Source organism: Methanococcus maripaludis (assembly GCF_013760955.1).
Lineage (GTDB): Archaea > AGJL01 > Methanococci > Methanococcales > Methanococcaceae > Methanococcus > Methanococcus maripaludis_A.
On sequence record NZ_JACDUL010000001.1, the window covers coordinates 179234 to 200011 of the forward strand.

19 protein-coding genes are annotated in these 20778 nt (G+C 36.4%); 16 read left to right on the forward strand and 3 right to left on the reverse strand.

Going from position 1 to position 20778, the window contains the following annotated elements; all coding sequences use genetic code 11:
- Positions 1-2: 2 nt before the first annotated feature.
- Both HNP90_RS00945 and HNP90_RS00950 read right to left on the reverse strand, forming a co-directional pair.
- A complete protein-coding gene (locus HNP90_RS00945) occupies positions 3-401 on the reverse strand; it encodes a 4Fe-4S binding protein (protein ID WP_011976999.1) in 399 nt (132 codons plus the stop codon).
- Between the two features lie 13 nt (positions 402-414).
- The gene (locus HNP90_RS00950; protein WP_011977000.1) at positions 415-1956 is read right to left on the reverse strand and encodes a homocysteine biosynthesis protein; all 1542 of its coding nucleotides are present in this window, start codon (positions 1954-1956) and stop codon (positions 415-417) included.
- Positions 1957-2209: 253 nt separating this feature from the next.
- Between HNP90_RS00950 and HNP90_RS00955 the strand changes: the two genes are divergently transcribed.
- From HNP90_RS00955 to HNP90_RS01015, 13 genes are all read left to right on the forward strand, one after another.
- Positions 2210-2446: a DNA-directed RNA polymerase subunit H gene (locus HNP90_RS00955; protein ID WP_011977001.1), complete on the forward strand. Its 237-nt coding sequence runs from the start codon at positions 2210-2212 to the stop codon at positions 2444-2446.
- 83 nt (positions 2447-2529) lie between these two features.
- Positions 2530-4029 (forward strand): DNA-directed RNA polymerase subunit B'', encoded by a 1500-nt coding sequence (locus HNP90_RS00960; RefSeq protein ID WP_011977002.1) that lies wholly within the window; start codon positions 2530-2532, stop codon positions 4027-4029.
- A 43-nt stretch (positions 4030-4072) separates the two neighbouring features.
- Entirely contained in the window at positions 4073-5908 is a 1836-nt protein-coding gene (gene rpoB / locus HNP90_RS00965) for a DNA-directed RNA polymerase subunit B (protein ID WP_011977003.1), read from the forward strand.
- 50 nt (positions 5909-5958) lie between these two features.
- Positions 5959-8628: a DNA-directed RNA polymerase subunit A' gene (gene rpoA1, locus HNP90_RS00970; RefSeq protein ID WP_011977004.1), complete on the forward strand. Its 2670-nt coding sequence runs from the start codon at positions 5959-5961 to the stop codon at positions 8626-8628.
- Between the two features lie 44 nt (positions 8629-8672).
- Positions 8673-9833, forward strand: a complete 1161-nt coding sequence (gene rpoA2, locus HNP90_RS00975; RefSeq protein ID WP_011977005.1) for a DNA-directed RNA polymerase subunit A'' — start codon at positions 8673-8675, stop codon at positions 9831-9833.
- A gap of 203 nt (positions 9834-10036) precedes the next feature.
- Positions 10037-10357: a 50S ribosomal protein L30e gene (locus HNP90_RS00980; protein ID WP_011977006.1), complete on the forward strand. Its 321-nt coding sequence runs from the start codon at positions 10037-10039 to the stop codon at positions 10355-10357.
- Between the two features lie 16 nt (positions 10358-10373).
- Entirely contained in the window at positions 10374-10895 is a 522-nt protein-coding gene (locus tag HNP90_RS00985; RefSeq protein ID WP_011977007.1) for a NusA-like transcription termination signal-binding factor, read from the forward strand.
- Positions 10896-10904: 9 nt separating this feature from the next.
- Positions 10905-11348 (forward strand): 30S ribosomal protein S12, encoded by a 444-nt coding sequence (locus HNP90_RS00990; RefSeq protein WP_011977008.1) that lies wholly within the window; start codon positions 10905-10907, stop codon positions 11346-11348.
- Between the two features lie 33 nt (positions 11349-11381).
- Positions 11382-11948: a 30S ribosomal protein S7 gene (locus HNP90_RS00995; RefSeq protein WP_011977009.1), complete on the forward strand. Its 567-nt coding sequence runs from the start codon at positions 11382-11384 to the stop codon at positions 11946-11948.
- A 102-nt stretch (positions 11949-12050) separates the two neighbouring features.
- Positions 12051-14234 carry an elongation factor EF-2 gene (locus HNP90_RS01000; RefSeq protein WP_011977010.1) on the forward strand — a complete coding sequence of 728 codons (2184 nt, stop codon included), beginning with the start codon at positions 12051-12053 and terminating at the stop codon, positions 14232-14234.
- 84 nt (positions 14235-14318) lie between these two features.
- A complete protein-coding gene (gene tuf / locus HNP90_RS01005; protein WP_011977011.1) occupies positions 14319-15605 on the forward strand; it encodes a translation elongation factor EF-1 subunit alpha in 1287 nt (428 codons plus the stop codon).
- Positions 15606-15653: 48 nt separating this feature from the next.
- Positions 15654-15962: a 30S ribosomal protein S10 gene (gene rpsJ / locus HNP90_RS01010; RefSeq protein WP_011977012.1), complete on the forward strand. Its 309-nt coding sequence runs from the start codon at positions 15654-15656 to the stop codon at positions 15960-15962.
- A gap of 284 nt (positions 15963-16246) precedes the next feature.
- Positions 16247-17560, forward strand: coding sequence for a phosphomannomutase/phosphoglucomutase (locus HNP90_RS01015; protein ID WP_011977013.1), 1314 nt, complete (start codon positions 16247-16249; stop codon positions 17558-17560).
- A 67-nt stretch (positions 17561-17627) separates the two neighbouring features.
- On the opposite strand, the gene HNP90_RS01020 is transcribed toward HNP90_RS01015, so the two are convergent.
- Complete coding sequence (locus tag HNP90_RS01020) at positions 17628-18713, reverse strand: formate--phosphoribosylaminoimidazolecarboxamide ligase (protein ID WP_011977014.1); 1086 nt, start codon at positions 18711-18713, stop codon at positions 17628-17630.
- 117 nt (positions 18714-18830) lie between these two features.
- On the opposite strand from HNP90_RS01020, the gene rnhB reads away from it, so the two are divergent.
- From rnhB to HNP90_RS01035, 3 genes are all read left to right on the forward strand, one after another.
- Entirely contained in the window at positions 18831-19550 is a 720-nt protein-coding gene (gene rnhB, locus HNP90_RS01025) for a ribonuclease HII (RefSeq protein ID WP_011977015.1), read from the forward strand.
- A complete protein-coding gene (locus tag HNP90_RS01030; RefSeq protein ID WP_011977016.1) occupies positions 19550-20422 on the forward strand; it encodes a tRNA (adenine-N1)-methyltransferase in 873 nt (290 codons plus the stop codon). The genes rnhB and HNP90_RS01030 overlap by 1 nt, the downstream gene beginning before the upstream one ends.
- A gap of 89 nt (positions 20423-20511) precedes the next feature.
- Positions 20512-20772 carry a PspC domain-containing protein gene (locus HNP90_RS01035; protein ID WP_011977017.1) on the forward strand — a complete coding sequence of 87 codons (261 nt, stop codon included), beginning with the start codon at positions 20512-20514 and terminating at the stop codon, positions 20770-20772.
- Positions 20773-20778 lie beyond the last annotated feature (6 nt).

Sequence of the window (20778 nt, forward strand, 5' to 3'; positions counted from 1 at the left end):
AATTAAATTTCAAATATTTTAATTGCGTTTACAGGGCATATTTTTGCACAGTTTTTACAACCAATACATTCTTCTTCGTCGAGCAATATTTTAAACTCATTATCAACGGAAAGTGCACCAACTGGGCAGTGAACTACGCATGCACCACAATCGATACATTTTTCATCGTCTTTTTGAATCATTTTTGGTATATCTTCTGCTTCACCAAATTTCCTCAAAATTTCGAGTGCTTTTTCGATCTGTCCTTCATCACCAGTTAATTCGAGAATTAAGAATCCTTCTCTTGGTTCCATTTTTGCTTTTAAAATGTTAACCATTACACCAGTTCCCAAAACCACGTTTGAAACTACCGGTTCCCTTACGTTGCTTCCAGATATCCAGTAAAATACTCTTTTTTTCACTTAAATCACCAGATTAAATTTTATGAAGTCCTGTTCTCCCGATAAGTTTTGAGATATCTTCAGCCGAAACTACTCCTAAAACCTTGTTGTTTGAATCCACAACAGGAAGTCCCGAAATATTATTTCTGCTCATTTTTCTTGCTGCCATATCGATAGTCTCATCTGGTGTTGCAGATACTATATATGTGGTCATAATTTCAGAAATTGAATGTTTATCTTGAGCCATTGCTTTTGCAATATCCCACGAAGTAATTATTCCGGAAAGTTTGCCGTTTTCATCGATAATTGGAAGATGGTTGATATTATTTTCAATTAAAATTCTTGAAGCTTCTGTAATTGACATTTTTAAACTTCCAACAACTGCAGGTTTACTTAATATATCCTTTACAAGTTTCATTTTTGCTTTCATCGGTTTTGGAGCTGCACTTTTTAAAGGTTCCAATCTTTCAGTTAACGTAAATTCGCTATTTGAAATCCAATTTTTAAGTTCTTTTGAAATTTCTCTTGAAACTTTATAGCTTGAAACTGAAGCTGTTTTCATGCATTTATCGACTTTTTTACCTTCAACTTCAACTTCAATCGTTACTTTTCCAGATCTTGCCTGTTTGTAATTAGTAACGCCCAGTTCAGGCCTATCCCTTCTAGGAATTCCGTAATCTAAAATCGGAACTGAGATATCTTCGTCTTTTATTGCACATGTTTTTGCAATTTCCGCGTTTAATACTGGAATCGGGATTCCAATTCCCATGTAAAGCGTGCTTCCATATTTAGGAATTGTTGCGCCCCTTAAATATTTAGTACTCATTTCTTTTAAGTCACCTTGAACCATTAAAGTTCCAAATCCACCATTTGGACTGTGTTGGGTTCCAGCACCGGTAATATACCCTTGTGCACCGCCTAAAAATATTTTTGTACCCATTCCTATAGTATTGTAAGTTTTTGTTTCCGTGTTAAAATCATTTTGTAGTGGGTTTAATTGGCCTGCACCAGAATAATTTAAGTTTCCAAATTCTGGAAGCAGTGCCCCCATGTAAGTGTATATTTTTTCTTCAGTACTGTTCGTAGCTCCGTTGTATGACTGGTAGCAATTTCTTGGATTTACCAAAATTGCCTGATTTAAATCATCTAGGGTTATTGTTGTTGAAACTTTTTTTCTAGGGTAACAGTCCGTTGTATAACCTTCAGCAACAAGCTCGATTTCTTTTCCTGCTACAAGGTCTTCAAGTACGTGAGAACCGCCGTATGAAATATCGATATCATCATCGCTATTAGTTTGAGCAGCCCCTAAATACGCATCAACTGCTGCAAGTCCAGAATATGCCTCAACACCATTCAAATATGTCTTGTACATTTTTATTGGTGGATCGGAGTGTCCAAAATTTAAAAATGCTCCGCTTGAACACATCGCTCCAAATGTACCTGTCGTAACTACATCTATTTCAACTGCCGCTTTTTCCGCACCCAGTTCGTCGACTATATCGATCATCTCTTCTGCAGTAACCACAACTGCATCGCCATTTCGTATCTTCTCATTAATTTCGTGAACGGTTTTCAAAATATCAACCTTAATTTTATATATTTAAAGCAGTGAATGTATAATATCTGGACAATAATCCATCGGGTTAGCTCTAGAGTATATATACACTATAATATATAACCGTATCACTATTTTGCTAACTTGAAATAATTTTAGAAATATATATAAAGATAGAAAATAATATATATGAGTTACCACTATTTTTCATGATATTAATATTATACGCATAAATTTATTTTTATAACTATTTTAAACAAATGGAGGCCAAACTGTGAAAGTATCATCACATGCAATGGTTCCGACACATGAGATTATTCCAAGAGAAGAAATACCCCTTTTACTCGAAAAATACAATATAAAATTGCAGCAATTGCCTAAATTGCTCGATACCGATCCACTTGTGCTCGAAGTTGAAGCAGCTCCTGGAGACGTTTTAAAAATAACAAGAATGAGTCCTACTGCAGGCGAAAGCACCTATTACAGATTAGTAATAGCAACTTCACTCTAAATTGCTGGTTAATACCTGCTAAATATTTTTTAAAATTTAAAATAAGCTATTATTCCTTTATCTAAAATCTATGGGGGAAAATCATGGAGTCCCGTGTCGTTGTTGATGCATTTTTTAAAGAAAACAGTTTAGTAAAACACCACATCGATTCCTACGATGATTTTGTGAAAAATAAAATTCAAAAGATCATCGATGAGGTAACTGGTGTCGAAACAGAAATTAAAGGAGGATACAAAGTATCCTTTGATAAAGTGAGAGTTACAAAACCAATAAATAAAGAAGCTGACGGTTCTGTAAAAGAAATAACACCTATGGAAGCGAGAATTAGAAACCTTGCATACTCTGCACCGCTTTACCTTGAAATGATACCGACAGTTGGCGAAGATGAAGAAGAAAAAGTGTTATCTCCTGTTGAAGTTTACATTGGAGAACTTCCGGTAATGCTTGGTTCAGAAATCTGCCACTTGTGCGGAAAATCAGAAGAAGAATTAATAAAATACGGCGAAGACACAAAAGATCCTTTAGGTTATTTTATTGTTAACGGTTCTGAAAAAGCAGTTGTTGCTCAGGAAGACCTTATTCCTAACAGAATTATATGTGAAAAGGTAGAAAAAAACAATAAAATCGTAGATATCGCAAAAGTATTTTCAACCAGACATGGATTTAGGGCATTATGTACTGTTGAGAGAAACCCAGATGGGTTATTAAATGTTTCATTCCCGGGAATGCCTAGCACAATTCCACTAGTTATATTGATGAGAGCACTTGGTGCAGAATCAGATAGGGAGATTATCGAATTAATTTCAGACGAACCAACAGTTGTCATGCAGTTAATTGCAAACTTACAGGAAGCAAGAGAAGAGCATGCAATAAACACGACTGAAGATGCACTCGAACATATCGGAAAAAGAGTAGCTCCAGGACAGCCTAAAGAGTACAAGTTAAAAAGAGCAGAAACTATTCTTTGCAACTATTTATTGCCACACATGGGCGTAGAATCTGCAAAATTAGGTGCTAAATGTAAATACCTTGGAAGAATGGCTAAAAATTCAATCGAACTCTACTTAGGATTAAGGGTTGAAGATGATAAGGACCACTATTCAAACAAAAGGTTAAAATTAGCTGGAGACTTGATGGAAGATTTATTTAGACATTCATTCAACCAGTTGATTAAAGATATCAAATATCAGCTCGAAAGACAAGCAATAAGAAACAAAGAACCTTCAATTCAAGCTGCAGTTAGAAGTGATGTTTTAACTGAAAGAATGAGACATGCGATGGCTACTGGAAACTGGGTAGGTGGAAGAACTGGGGTATCCCAACTTCTCGATAGGACCAGTTACCTTGCAACAGTATCCCAATTAAGAAGAGTTGTATCCCCACTTTCAAGATCACAACCTCACTTCGAAGCTAGGGACTTGCACGCAACCCAATGGGGTAAAATATGTCCGTCCGAAACACCAGAAGGTCCAAACTGTGGTCTGGTAAAAAACCTTGCTGTAATGTGCAAAGTAACTACTGACGAAAGCGACGATAACGTAATAGAATTATTAAAAGAACTCGGGCTCACAAAGGAAAACTAAATTTAATATTGATCGAATTTAGTCAATTAAGAAGGTGGATACCTTGGAAAAGCAGACAAATGTATATGTTAACGGGAAATTGATCGATACCACAGAAGACCCTGAAACACTTGTTAAAAACTTAAGGGACAATAGAAGAAGTGGAAAATTATCGCCAAGCACTTCAATTTCATTCAATGAAGAAAGTAACGATGTTCACATTTCAACTGATGGTGGAAGGGCTGTAAGGCCATTAGTTGTAGCTGAAAACGGTGCTTCAAAATTAACCGAGGAATTACTTGAAAAAGTAGATGCTCAGGAATTAACTTTTCATGAATTAGTGGAATCTGGTGTTATTGAATACTTAGATGCTGAAGAAGAAGAAAACGCAAGAATTGCGATGTATGCAGATGAAGTAACTGAGGAAAACACCCACGTTGAAATCGACCCGCTTGTTATTTTGGGAATCGGTGCAGGTGTTGCCCCATATCCAGAACATAACTCAGCTCCAAGGATTACGATGGCTGCTGCGATGAGTAAACAGTCACTTGGAATTCCTATGGCAAACATAAAATGGAGAATGGATACAAGAGGACACTTACTCCACTATCCGCAAGTTCCACTTGTAAGAACGAAACACCAGGAAATCTTAGGATTTGATAAAAGACCTGCTGGACAGAACTTCGTTGTAGCAGTTATGAGTTACGAAGGCTACAACATGGAGGATGCATTCATTATCAATAAAGCGTCCCTTGAAAGAGGTCTTGGTAGAAGTACTTTTTTTAGAAGCTACGAAAGCTTTGAAAAAAGATACCCTGGAGGACAGCTCGATAAATTCGAAGTTCCTGAAAAAGGAGTTAGAGGATACCGGGCTGAAGAAGCTTACAGAAATTTAGGAGACGATGGTTTAATCGACCTTGAATCCGAAGTAAGATCAGGAGATGTAATTTTAGGAAAAACGTCACCTCCAAGATTTTTAGAAGAACAGGAAATTACCCTTCAAACAAAATCCCAGAGAAGAGATACATCCGTTACAATCAGACACGGTGAAGAAGGAATCGTTGACCTCGTAATTTTGAGTGAAACAAAAGAAGGAAACAGACTTGGAAAAGTTAGAGTTAGAGACTTAAGAATTCCTGAGTTTGGTGACAAATTTGCATCCAGACACGGTCAGAAAGGGGTTATTGGACTTATTGTTCCACAAGAAGACCTACCTTACACCGAAGATGGAGTAATTCCAGATTTAATCATCAACCCGCACGCAATCCCTTCAAGGATGACTATCGGACAGGTTCTTGAAATGATTGGTGGTAAAGTTGGTTCATTAGAATGCAGAAGAATCGACGGAACAATTTTCAGCGGCGAAAGCGAATGGAAATTAAGAGAAGGCCTTGAAAAATACGGCTTTAAGCACCACGCAAAAGAAGCTATGTACGATGGAAAATCCGGTAGAAAATTAGAGTGCGACATTTTCGTTGGAGTTGCATACTACCAGAAATTACACCACCTAGTTGCTGGAAAAATCCACGCAAGAAGCAGAGGACCAATCCAAGTTCTTACAAGACAGCCTACAGAAGGTAGGGCAAGAGAAGGAGGTCTTAGGTTCGGGGAAATGGAAAGAGATGTTCTTGTAGCTCACGGTGCTGCAATGCTCCTTAAAGAAAGACTTCTCGATGAATCAGACCCTCACGAAGACTACGTTTGTGCAAAATGTGGTGAAATTGCAATCTTCGATTACAAAAGAGGCATGAAATTCTGTCCAGTTTGTGGTGAATCAGAAGACATTCAGGATAACAGAAAAATCCCACCTGTAAAAATTGCTTATGCATTCAAATTATTGTTGGATGAGCTTAAGAGTATGGGAATTGATCCTAAATTAGAATTAAAAGACAGAGCATAATTTAAATTATTTTATTTTTTATTAAAAAGGTCTAAACCACGGTGAAACATATGGATAGATTTGATGTTCCAAAGGAAATCGGAGATATTACATTTGGATTGCTCTCCCCTGAACAGATAAGAACCATGTCAGTTGCTAAAATCGTTACTGCAGACACTTACGATGACGATGGATACCCAATTGATGGTGGATTGATGGATACTAGACTCGGTGTTATCGACCCGGGATTAGTATGTAAAAGCTGCAGCGGAAGAGTTGGAACTTGTCCCGGACACTTCGGACATATTGAACTTTCAAAACCAGTAATTCATATCGGATTTGCGAAAGATATTTACAAAATTTTAAAAGCAGTGTGCCCACACTGTGGAAAAGTTACGATTACAGAGATAAAAAGGGACGAATACTTAGAAAAAATGGCCAAACTCGAAGAGGATGGTGGAGACCCTTGGACACTCTGTGACGACTTATTAAAAGAAGCTGCAAAAGGTAGCGTCTGCCCTTCATGTGGTGAAGTAAAAGCGGATGTAAAATACGATAAACCTACTGCATACCACCAGTTAGATGGAAAAGCTCAAAAACAGTTAACTTCATCAGAAGTTAGAGAAATTTTAGAAAAAATCCCTGGTGAAGACTGTAAACTTCTTGGAATTAATGCAAAAGTTGCAAGACCCGAATACATGGTTTTAACAGTTTTACCAGTTCCTCCAGTAACCGTTAGACCTTCAATCACACTTGAAAGTGGAGAAAGAAGTGAAGATGACTTGACACACAAATTAGTTGATATTATCAGAATTAACCAGAGGTTAGAAGAAAATATCAACGGTGGAGCTCCAAACTTGATTATTGAAGATTTATGGGACTTATTACAGTACCACATAAACACGTACTTCGATAACGAAGCGCCAGGGATTCCTCCAGCAAGACACAGAAGTGGAAGACCACTTAGAACACTTGCTCAAAGGTTAAAAGGTAAAGAAGGAAGGTTCAGACACAACTTAGCAGGTAAAAGGGTAAACTTCTCTGCAAGGACTGTTATCTCACCTGATCCAAGACTCAGTATTAACGAAGTTGGTATTCCTAAATTAATCGCAAAAGAATTGACTGTTCCTGAAAAAGTTACCCCCTACAACATTGAAAGAGTAAGGGCACTTTTAAGAAACGGAGCTGACACCCACCCAGGTGTAAACTACGTTATTAAGAAAGTTAAAACTAAAGATGGAAAAGAAGAAGAATACAAGATAAAAATTACAGATGCCAACAAAGACATGTGGGTAGAAAATATAACCGATGGAATGGTTATTGAAAGACACCTTTCAGATGGGGACGTCGTGTTGTACAACAGGCAGCCATCCTTGCACAGAATGTCAATTATGGCACACAAAGTAAAAGTTCTTCCATACAGAACATTCAGACACAACCTGTGTGTATGTCCACCTTACAACGCGGATTTCGATGGTGACGAAATGAACGTTCACGTCCCACAATCCGAAGAAGCTAGAGCTGAAGCTGAAACATTAATGCTCGTTGAAAAACACATTGTTTCCCCAAGATTTGGTGGTCCAATCATCGGTGCAATTCACGACTTTATTTCAGGAGCATACGTCCTTACAAGTTCATTATTTACAAAAGACGAAGCTTTAACATTATTGAAAAGCTCCGGACTAGATAATGAACTTGGAGAAGCAGATGTTGTTGAAAATAAAGTTGAATACTACAGCGGAAAATCATTATTCAGTAAAACTCTTCCAGAAGGATTAAGCTTACAGTATAGGGCAAAAATCTGTAAAAAATGTGACACCTGTACCAAAGAAGAATGTGAACACGACGCTTACGTTGTAATTAGAAACGGTAAACTCTTACAAGGAGTAATCGATAAAAACGGATTTGGTTCAGAAGCAGGAATCATATTAAACACCCTTGTAAAAGACTTCGGTTCAGAAGATGCGAGAGTATTCCTCGACTCTGCAACCAAAATGTCAATAAAAGCAATGGTTTTGAAAGGATTTACAACAGGTATTGACGACGAAGATATCCCTGAAGAAGCAATTCAAGAAATTCAGGATTTGTTAAACAAAGCTGAACAGGATGTTGAAGATATCGTTGAAAAATATGAAAACGGAACTTTAGAATCCCTCCCAGGAAGGGGTGTTGAAGAATCCAGAGAAGCATACATCATGCAGATTTTAGGTAAAGCGAGGGACCAAGCTGGTAACGTTGCTGAAAAATACTTAAGTAAAGAAAACCACGCTGCTCTGATGGCAAGAACCGGTGCAAGAGGTTCACTCCTTAACATTACGATGATGGCTGCAAGTGTTGGTCAGCAATCCGTTAGGGGTGGTAGGGTCTTTAGAGGTTACAGAGAAAGAACCCTTCCTCACTTTGGAAAAGGAAGTTTAGATGCAAAATCACACGGATTTGTTAGAAGCTGTTATAAAAAAGGATTAGCACCAACAGAATACTTCTTCCACGCGATGGGTGGTAGAGAAGGTCTTGTGGACCAGGCGGTCAGGACTGCACAATCTGGTTACATGCAGAGAAGACTCGTAAACGCTTTACAGGACATTAGGGCGGAATACGATGGAACCGTAAGAGATTCAAGAGGACTTGTTGTTCAGTTTGAATACGGGGAAGACTTGGTAGACCCTGCAAAAGCAGACCACGGAAAAGGTGTAGATTTAGATAAAATATTCACAAAAGTTAATTCAAAATATGAAAATTAATTATTTTCAATTTCTTAAATTAAAACTATTTCTAGGTGAAACACATGCAAATGGCTGATTTAGAAAAGAAATTGGAAAATTCTGTCCTGCCACCATTGTTAAAAAGAGAACTTTCAGAAAAAATCTTAAAGGAAGAAATAAGTGAAGAATACCTCGTTGATGAAATCATAAGCGAAACTATAAGAGCTTACGAAAGAACCCTTGTAGAACCTGGAGAAGCAGTTGGTGTTGTTGCAGCACAATCAATTGGTGAACCTGGTACGCAGATGACAATGAGAACGTTCCACTATGCGGGGGTAGCGGAGTTAAACGTTACCCTTGGTCTTCCAAGAATGATTGAAATTGTAGATGCTAGGAAAGAGCCATCTACCCCAACAATGACGATTTACTTAAATGATGAATTTAAGGGCGATAGAGAAAAAGCGTCAATGGTTGCAAAAAACATTGAAAGTACCGATGTTGAATCTGTTTCAGAAGACATCAGTGTAGATTTGATAAACGAATGTATAACAATCGTATTAAATATGCACCAGCTTGAAAGCAGAGGTTTGACTGTTGCTGACGTAATTGAATCTATCAAATCCAAAATGAAACTTAAAATTGAAGACCATGAAAATGTTCTCAATTTAAAAATTAAAACACCTTCATTAAAAGCATTAAGAAAAAGACTTCCAAAAGTTAGAGCAATCCACTTGAAAGGTGTGCAAAACATCAAAAGGGTTATCATCAGAAAAGAAGTTGATGAATACATCCTTTACAGTGAAGGTTCAAACATCAAAGAAGTCTTTGATATCGAAGGTGTGGATACAACAAAAACCACAACAAACAACATTGTTGAAATTCAAGATGTTTTAGGTATCGAAGCTGCAAGAAATGCAATCATTTATGAAATGGATGCAACCCTTGGAAACCAGGGTCTTACAGTAGACAAAAGACACTTGATGATGGTAGCAGACCTTATGTGTACTGATGGAGTTGTAAAACCAATCGGTAGACACGGTATTGGTGGTGAAAAAGCATCAGTTCTTGCAAGAGCAGCATTCGAAGAAACTGTAAAACACCTCTACTCTGCATCCATGAGAGGATATGTTGATGAACTCGGTGGAGTTGTTGAAAACATTATTGTTGGAAAACCAATTGCCATGGGTACCGGCTGTATCGACGTATGTATCGACAAGAAATACGAAGAAGGAAAAGAATTATAATTTAATACTTAATACTTTTTTAATTATTTTTAAGATAATCGTTTTTTATATCGTTTTTAATACTCACTTAGATTCTTTAATTATAATTAGAGAGTTCTTGGATGATGCAAAGGTATAAAAATAACATGTAACTATTAACTAGTTCGTATATTCATAGGGACATTAATTTCCAAATTGCATAGGAAAACCCTCTGGAGAATATAATGAGAAGGAGGTCTAGTATGGACATAAACAGAGCTATAAGAGTAGCAGTGGACACTGGAAACGTAGTCTTAGGTACAAAACAGGCTATTAAGAACATAAAACACGGCGAAGGCCAGTTAGTTATTATTGCAGACAACTGCGCTAAAGACGTTAGAGAAGACATTTTTTACTACACACAACTTTCAGAAACCCCGGTTTACACACACCAGGCAACTTCAATCGAACTTGGAGCTATTTGTGGAAAACCATTCCCTGTTTCAGCATTGTTGGTTTTAGAACCTGGTAACTCGGCTATTTTAAACGTTAACAATGAAGAATAACCGTGGGTGATGGTTGATGAAAATTAAACTTAATACAGAAGATATCATGAGAATCAGCCTCTTCGAAAAGATGACTGGTGCAAACGTGATTGATAGTACTTCTGATGACGAAAAAATTGTTTTCGTTGTTAAGGAAGGCGACATTGGAGCTGCAATAGGAAAAGGCGGCGAAAATGTGAAAAGTGCAACCGAAAAATTCGGTAAAAAAATAGACTTAATCGAATACTCAGAAGATGTAAAACAGTTCATTAAAAACATTTTTGCACCAGTTGAGTTGGAAGATGTCTGGACTAAAAAATTTAGTGACGATTTAGTAGTTTACGTTAGAGTTCACCCAAGATTAAGGAGAGCTGTTATCGGAGACAAAGGAAAAAACATTGATAGGGCAGTTGACATTGCAGGAAGACTTGCTGGTGTTAAAAATATCAAAGTCGTTGCTGGTTTAAGAAAAGATAACGATAAAAAACCAAAACAGGACGAAATACCTGAAAAAGCAGCAGAATCATCTACAAATGTTGAAGCTGAAGAAAACCAATAAGGTGATTTTATGGCAGGAAGTAAATCTCCAAAAGGAGAATTCGCAGGAAGAAAATTACTTTTGAAAAGAAGAGCAAGCAGATGGCACCACTACAAATACGTGAACAAAGCATTAAGCTTAAAATTAAAAGCTGACCCATTAGAAGGTGCTCCAATGGGAAGAGGAATTGTTGTTGAGAAAGTAGGTCTCGAAGCAAAACAACCAAACTCTGCTATCAGAAAATGTGTTAGAGTTCAGTTAATCAAAAACGGTAGACAAGTTACCGCATTTGCACCTGGAAACCACGCTATCAACTTCATTGATGAACACGACGAAGTTGTTATCGAAGGTATCGGTGGTCCATCAGGACAGGCTAAAGGGGATATCCCTGGAGTTAGGTACAAAGTTGTTATGGTTGGTAAAAACTCAATCAGAGAGCTTGTCAGAGGAAGACAGGAAAAAGTTAAAAGATAAATTAAGATCTAAAAAAGAAAAAAGGGTGAAAAATTGGAAATCAAATTATTTGGTAAATGGGACAGCGAAACTGTCACAGTTAAAGACCCAAGTTTAAAATCCTACGTTAGTGTAGCTCCAGTTTTAGTTCCACATACTGCAGGAAGAAACTCAAAGAAAAGTTTTGATAAATCAAAAATGAACATTGTAGAAAGATTAGCTAACAAATTAATGGCTAACCAAGAAAATACGGGTAAAAAACACGAAACTTTAGCAATTGTTGAAGAAGCTTTAACAATAATCGAAAACAGGACAAAAGAAAACCCTGTTCAAGTTTTAGTTGATGCTTTAGAAAACTCAGGACCTAGAGAAGAAACAACAAGAATCTCTTACGGGGGAATCGCATTCTTACAATCCGTTGACGTTTCACCTTCAAGAAGATTAGATACAGCTTTCAGAAACATCGCTCTCGGTGCTTCACAAAGCGCACACAAAAACAAAAAAACCGTTGCTCAATGCTTAGCAGACGAAATCATCTTTGCTTCAAAAGCTGACATGCAAAAAAGCTTTGCTGTTAGGAAAAAAGAAGAAAAAGAAAGAGTTGCACAATCTGCAAGATAATTCTAAATACTTTTTATATTTCTTTATAATTAACCAAGTATCATAATTTGGTAACTATTGTTTACATATTATGAACTGCTCAAAAACTAAAAGAGTGAGATTATGGGAAGAAGAGCAAAAATGGTTGAAAAGGTTAAAACCTTAATGGAAAAGCACGACCAAATTAGAAATATGGGTATTTGTGCTCACATCGACCACGGTAAAACCACATTATCAGACAACTTGCTTGCAGGAGCAGGTATGATCTCAAAAGAATTAGCTGGAGACCAGCTTGCACTCGACTTCGATGAAGAAGAAGCTGCAAGAGGTATTACCATCTACGCTGCAAACGTTTCAATGGTACACGAATACGGCGGAAAAGAATACTTAATCAACTTAATCGATACCCCAGGTCACGTTGACTTTGGTGGTGACGTTACAAGAGCAATGAGAGCAATCGATGGTGCTGTTGTTGTATGTTGTGCAGTTGAAGGTGTTATGCCACAAACGGAAACTGTTTTAAGACAGGCATTAAAAGAAAAAGTTAAACCTGTTTTATTCATTAACAAAGTTGACAGATTAATCAATGAATTGAAATTAACCCCTGAAGAATTACAGGGAAGATTCATGAAAATCATTGCAGAAGTTAACAAGTTAATCGAAAAAATGGCTCCTGAAGAATTCAAAAAAGAATGGTTATGTGATGTTGTAACTGGAAAAGTTGCTTTCGGTTCAGCATACAACAACTGGGCTATTTCAGTTCCATACATGCAAAGATCAGGCATTTCATTCAAAGACATTATTGACTACTGTGAACAAGAAAAACAAGGAGAATTAGCTGACAAAGCTCCACTCCACGAAGTTATTCTCGACATGGCAATCAAACACTTACCAAACCCGCTCCAAGCTCAAAAATACAGAATTCCAAACATCTGGAAAGGAGATGCGGAATCAGAAATCGGTAAATCAATGGTTGCTTGTGACCCTAACGGACCACTCGCAGGTGTTGTTACAAAAATTATCGTTGATAAACACGCTGGTGCAATTTCCGCATGCAGATTGTTTTCAGGAAGAATCAAACAAGGAGACGACCTCTACCTCGTTGGTTCCAAACAAAAAGCAAGAGCTCAGCAAGTTTCAATTTTCATGGGTGCTGAAAGAGTTCAGGTACCAAGCATTTCAGCAGGTAACATCTGTGCTTTAACAGGATTAAGAGAAGCTACCGCTGGTGAAACAGTATGCAGCCCTTCAGAAATCTTAGAACCTGGATTTGAATCATTAACTCACACCTCTGAACCAGTTATCACTGTTGCAATCGAAGCTAAAAACACTAAAGATTTGCCAAAATTAATTGAAATCTTAAGACAGATTGCAAGAGAAGACAACACAGTAAGAGTAGAAATCAACGAAGAAACCGGTGAACACTTAATCAGCGGCATGGGTGAGCTCCACATCGAAGTTATCACAAACACCAAAATCGGAAGAGATGGTGGAATTGAAGTAGATGTCGGTGAACCAATCGTTGTTTACAGAGAAACAATCACAGGAACTTCACCTGAAATCGAAGGAAAATCACCAAACAAACACAACAAACTCTACATGATTGCAGAACCTATGGATGAATCCGTATACGCTGCATACGTAGAAGGCAAAATCCACGATGAAGACTACAAAAAGAAAACCACTGCTGATGGTGAAGCAAGGTTAGTTGAAGCAGGTCTTGACAAAGACCAAGCTAAAAAAGTAATGTCAATTTACAACGGAAACATGATTGTAAACATGACAAGAGGTATCGTACAACTCGATGAAGCTAGAGAATTAATTATCGAAGGTTTCAAAGAAGGTGTAAGAAACGGTCCACTCGCAGCTGAAAAAGTTCAGGGTGTAAAAATCAGATTAGTGGATGCAACATTCCACGAAGATGCAATCCACAGAGGTCCTGCTCAAATTATCCCTGCTGTAAGATTCGGGGTAAGAGATGCAGTTGCTCAAGCAAAACCAGTTCTCCTCGAACCTATGCAAAGTGTTTACATCAACACCCCGCAAGACTATATGGGAGATGGTATGAAAGAAATCAACAACAGAAGAGGACAGATCCTCGACATGGAACAAGAAGGAGACATGTCAATCATCAAATCCTCAGTACCTGTTGCTGAAATGTTCGGATTCGCTGGTGCAATTAGGGGAGCTACCCAAGGTAGATGTTTGTGGAGCGTTGAATTCTCAGGATTTGAAAGAGTTCCAGCAGAGCTTCAACCTAAGATTGCTAAACAGATTAGGGACAGAAAAGGGTTAAAATCAGAATAAACAATTACCATAAAATATATATACCCTTTTTCACTATGATATTACAAAAATCGACTAAAAACATGCTCTTATGGAGGAATGATTATGGCAAAAGAAAAACCAATTCTTAACGTTGCATTTATCGGACACGTAGATGCTGGTAAATCAACAACAGTAGGAAGATTATTATTAGACGGTGGAGCTATCGACCCACAGTTAATCGTAAGATTAAGAAAAGAAGCTGAAGAAAAAGGTAAAGCTGGATTCGAATTTGCTTATGTTATGGACGGTTTAAAGGAAGAGAGAGAAAGAGGGGTTACAATTGACGTAGCTCACAAAAAATTCCCTACCGCAAAATACGAAGTTACAATCGTAGACTGCCCAGGCCACAGAGACTTCATTAAAAACATGATCACTGGTGCTTCACAAGCTGATGCAGCTATCTTAGTTGTAAACGTTGACGATGCTAAATCCGGTATTCAACCCCAAACAAGAGAACACGTATTCTTATCAAGAACACTCGGTATCTCACAATTAGCTGTTGCAATCAACAAAATGGATACAGTAAACTTCTCAGAAGCTGACTACAACGAAATGAAAAAGATGTTAGGCGACCAATTGTTAAAAATGGTTGGATTCAACCCAGACAACATCACATTCGTACCAGTTGCTTCACTCCACGGTGACAACGTATTCAAAAAATCCGACAAAACACCATGGTACAACGGACCTACACTCGCAGAAGTTATCGATGCTTTCCAACCACCTGAAAAACCAACAACCTTACCACTGAGATTACCTATCCAAGATGTTTACTCAATCACTGGTGTAGGTACAGTTCCAGTAGGAAGAGTTGAAACAGGTATCATCAGACCAGGAGACAAAGTTATCTTCGAACCTGCAGGAGCAGTAGGAGAAATTAAAACTGTGGAAATGCACCACGAACAATTACCAAGCGCTGAACCAGGAGATAACATTGGTTTCAACGTAAGAGGTGTTGGTAAAAAAGACATCAAAAGAGGAGACGTTTTAGGACACACTACAAACCCTCCAACAGTTGCTGCAGATTTCACAGCACAAATCGTTGTTTTACAACACCCATCAGTTATGACTGTAGGTTACACACCTGTATTCCACGCACACACAGCACAAATTGCATGTACATTCATGGAATTACAGAAAAAATTAAACCCTGCAACTGGTGAAGTTTTAGAAGAAAACCCAGACTTCTTAAAAGCTGGTGACGCTGCAATCGTTAAATTAATGCCTACAAAACCATTAGTTATAGAAAGCGTTAAAGAAATCCCACAACTCGGTAGATTTGCAATCAGAGATATGGGTATGACAGTTGCTGCAGGTATGGCAATCCAAGTTACAGCTAAAAACAAATAATTAGCTTAACTTTTTTTTCTTATTAAAACACGGAAAAAGAGGAATATTATGCAAAAAGCAAGAATTAAATTATCAAGTACACAACACACAGAATTAGACGGTGTATGCGACCAGATTAAAGCTATTGCTGAAAAAACTGGTGTAGACATGGCAGGTCCAATTCCATTACCAACAAAAGCGTTAAAAGTTACAACAAGGAAATCAACAGATGGTGAAGGTTCCTCATCATTCGACAGATGGACAATGAGAGTTCACAAAAGAGTTATCGACATTGAAGCTGACGAAAGAACCATGAAACACATCATGAAAGTTAGAATTCCTGACACAGTTCAAATTGAAATTGAATTGAGAAACTAATTTTAATTCGTTTAAATCGCAAAAGCCAGACGTATTGCAATCTGAGAGTTGAGGATTGCAATAAAACTTCTTTTTTTCGCATTATTAAATCAAAACATTTTTATAAAAATATAGATATAGAAAATAACACCTCATTCCAGAGTGTGTGAGGAGTATTTTTATTTTCGACCATTGTTCAGAGTAATTATGGTATACTATTTTTTATTTTTTTGAAAAGTTATTTAACCCCAATTTACATAAACAACGTATATATTTTTTTATTCAACTTTTGATGGTGGTTTAGGTTGGTATTTAAAGCATATGATATCAGGGGAATTTATGAAAAAGATTTAGACGACAATTTTGCTTACTCTTTAGGAAAACTCGTTGGAAAAAAATATGAACGAATAATGGTTGGAAATGATATCAGGATTGGTTCAAAAAAACTTTTAAAACCATTTATTTACGGAATAATTGAAAATTCTAAAGTATACTATGCTGGAGAAATTTCAACTCCTTTGATGTACTTTGGAACTCTCAAAAAATTTGACCTTGGAGTTATTCTAACTGCGTCACACAATCCAAAAGAATATACTGGATTTAAAATGTGTGATATCAATGCAATTCCACTATCTCCGGTAGATGAAATAAAACCAGATTTTGAAATGTTTAAACTTTCAGATACCCAAAAAGAAGAAATTGAAAACTTGGATTTAGAAAGTTTAAAAGTTGATATTTCAAGCGAATATTCGAAATTTTTAACAGAAAATATCGAAAAAACGAATAGAAAAATTGCAGTGGATTTTGCAAACGGTGCGACTACCCATGCAGAAAAGGAAATCTTAGAAAAAATTTTAGAAAATAAAATATTTATTAATGATTTTCCGGATGGAAATTTCCCGGCACACGAACCAGATACTCTCAAAAAAGAATGTTTAATCGATATCATAAATACAGTGAAAGAAAATTCCTGTGAATTTGGCCTTATTTTTGATGGAGATGGCGACAGAATCGGAATGGTCGATGAAGAAGGAGAAATTTTAGCAGGAGATATACTAACTGCGATAATTTCAAATGAAATTTTAAATGACGTTAAGGGAAAAATTGTATACGACTTAAGGTGCAGTAAAATCGTTCCAGAGATAATTTCAAAAAATGGTGGAACCCCAGTAAAAACAAGAGTTGGCCACTATTTCATAAAAAAGTTGATGCATGAAATAGATGCTGAATTTGCAGGGGAGTTTAGCAATCACTTCTACTTTAAATCAGTAGGGTACTTTGAAAGCCCGCTATTAGCATTGAATTATATCCTGAAAGCACTTGAAAGAGAAGGAAAACCACTTTCAGAAATTTCAAAAATGTACAAAAAATATTTCCACAGTGGCGAGATAAACTTTAAAGTAGTCGATCAAAACAAATCGATTGAATCAATTGAAAAAAAATATGAAAACATCTGTAAAATCGAAAAATTAGATGGAATTTCACTGTACTGTGATGATTTCTGGTTTAATGTAAGATCATCAAATACTGAACCACTTTTAAGGTTAAATTTAGAAGCAGAGAACGAAAAAACAATGAATGATAAATTAAAAGAGATAAAAGATATAATAAATTCTTAAATTTTAAATAAAATTGAAAATTTCCTAAAACTACTTTTTTAAAAAAATAAAAAAAATTGAAGATTAATTAAGATATAACTTTATCAATCATTTTGAGTTCGAGTGCTAATTTTATTTCTCTTGCAATTCTCTGGCCCATGCTTAATGGTTCTCCTGTGTAAAGGCATGAATACGGGCTTCCGTTCATGAACGTGTTTGTTCCACCATCTACCCTTGCACTCATTTCGAATACAACGAGTTCTAGGTTTTCGTTACATAATGACTGTAAACAGAACGGTCCAAGCATTCCCGGTTTTACGAGTTCTTTTGCTTTTGTTGCTAATTTGTCACCCATGTCAAATACTTGAGGCAAGAGACTTTCTCTGATTACAACAGGGAAGTTTCCTGTGATAACGTATGATGGGTCAATGCTTAATTCAAGCTGGTCTTTTGCAGGAACCCTAACAAGTCCATCAATACTGCTTTCATATCTTCTATCAATACCCATTAATTCAACCTGGTCTTTTAATGGTGAATAGAAGTAGTGAATACAGTAGTTTGCACCAACAACATATTCTTCGATGTGTGCTTTTGCAACATCGTCTTCTGTAAGAATACCTTTAGCTTTGAATTCGTCTATTTTTCTCCAGAATTCTTCCACAGTTGAGCATGGGAAGTATCCTCTGCCACCCCTTGCTCCAGGGAATTTAACCATTACTGGCCCATCTATGTCATCAGGTCCACCGTATTTTTTAGGGATTCTAAGGCCGCTTCCGCCCAAAAGCTGTCCTTCGAGATCTCTTTCAGCCTCCCATCTTAAAATAGCCCTGTTTCCAAACATTGGAACTTTGAATGTATCTTCCACATTATCTAAACCACAATAAGCTATAAACGAACCGTGTGGAACAATAATTGCATTCATATCCCTTAATTGCTGTTGAATTTCTTCTTTTGAAATATCTGAAAATTTGTCAACATAGATAAATTTGTCCGCAACCCCAAATCTTTTGTACGGAATGTCCCTATCCCTTGTTGTTATAACTGCAGTTGAAAAGCCCTCCAATTTTGCACCTTTTAAGATGTGCAAGGACGTGTGACTGCCCACCGTAACGATAGTCACTTCGTCCTTGTTGTACTTTTCAAAAATCCCCATTATTTCTTCTTTTGGAATCATCTTACCACCATGGTTTTATAGGGTATTTAAAATGAGTTTTTTGACCGAAAATAAAGCATTATTATATCCGTGTTACTGTTTTTTATATGTTTCCTGTTTAGTAATTTACGTGATACAATGAATGAGGATATTAAAAATAATTTAAATAATTCAGACGAATTTAACGGCAAAATAATTGTTGGACTTGATGAAGCAGGGCGTGGACCTGTAATTGGGCCAATGGTAATTGCTTCTGTAAAAATTAATGAAAACGATCTTCCTAAATTACATGATCTCGGATTAAAGGACAGTAAACAACTTACGAAAAAAAAGCGTGAAGAGTTATATATAAAAATAAGCGAGATATGTGACGTTAAAAAGATTGTCATCGATCCTGAAAAAATTGACGAACAGATGGAAATTATTAACTTAAACAAGATTGAATTAGGCGCTTTTTCAAAACTTGCGAATCATTTTATTAAGGAAAACGAAAATATATCAATTTATATCGATGCGTGCAGCAGCAATGAACAGTCATTTTCAAATCAATTTAAAGCAAAGCTTATTAATAAAAACGTTGAAATCATTGCTGAACACAAAGCTGATGAAAATTACAAAATAGTATCTGCTGCATCAATTATTGCCAAAGTAACTCGTGATAATGTTATTGAGGAATATAAAGAAATTTTTGGAGAAATTGGAAGCGGATATCCGAGCGATCCAAAAACAAAAAAATTTTTGAAAAATTACGTACACGAAAACAAGGGCCTGCCAAAAATTGCGAGAAAAAGCTGGGCAACTTCAAAAAATCTTTTAAAAGAAATAGAAGAATCTAAAATATTTCAATGGGTGAAATAATGGTTAACAAAACATTGGTTATAGATAATCGTGGGAAAAAATACCTTTTAAATAAAGACCTCGATAACTTCGGAAATGATCTTGGAGTTGTTGATTTAGTTGGAAAAGAAGAAGGATCAATTTTAATGACAAATAAAGGCGGAGAATTTTATTTCGTAACCCCAACTATTCATGACATTATCAAAAAAATGAAAAGAAGTGTTACAACACTCCTTCCAAAAGATATTGGATTAATCATTGCTGAATGCGGTATCGAAAATGGAGAAACCGTTGTTGAAGCAGGTACTGGTTCTGCAGCACTTACAATATATTTAGCAAATGCTGTTGGAAAAGAGGGAAAAATAATAACTTACGAAAAAAGACCTGAATTTGCAAAAATTGCGAGAAAAAACCTTGAAATTGTTGGAGCAGTTCGAAAAAACCAAAAAATCATTGGAATTGACGACGAAGACGAAGAAGAAATGGAAATTGTGGAAAACGGACTTTACAACGTTACCCAAAAAATCGGTGACATTACTGAAAAAATTGAAGAAGAAAATATCGATGTTTTAGTTTTGGACATGCCTGACCCTTGGAATGTTGTGGAACATGCCAAAAAATCACTCAAAAAAGCAAAGGGAAGAATTGCAATATATGTACCTTACGTGGAACAGGCTAAAAAAGGTGTTGAAGCTTTAAAAGAACATGGATTTTTAGATATCCGGACTGTTGAGTGTATTGTTAGAGACATTGAAATTTCAGAAAAGGGTGTCAGACCTTCAACGAGAATGATCGGACATACCGGATACATTACAACTGCAAGAGTCTGCCCTGAAGAAGTAGTGAAATACGTTCCAAAAAAGCCAAAAGATGCAGAAAAAATTGAAGAATAATTTAAATTTATTATTTAACCATTTTTAAATACTATTTTTCACAAAAATATACCAAATAAAAAAATTAAGCTATTTTTGAGGAATAAATTATGAAAAGATTATATCGATCAGATAAAGAAAGAATGCTCTCAGGAGTATGCGGGGGACTTGCAATCTACTTCAACATAGATCCAACATTAATAAGGCTTTTATGGGCGCTATTATTTTTCATGAACCCTTTAATGATTGTTGTATATATCATCGGAGCATTAGTCATTCCGATTAAACCTGAAGGGGTTTTTTATGACTTTTCTGAAGAACCTGAAAAAATAAAATCTGAATCTGAAATTGAACCAAAACCTGAAGAATAATTTAAA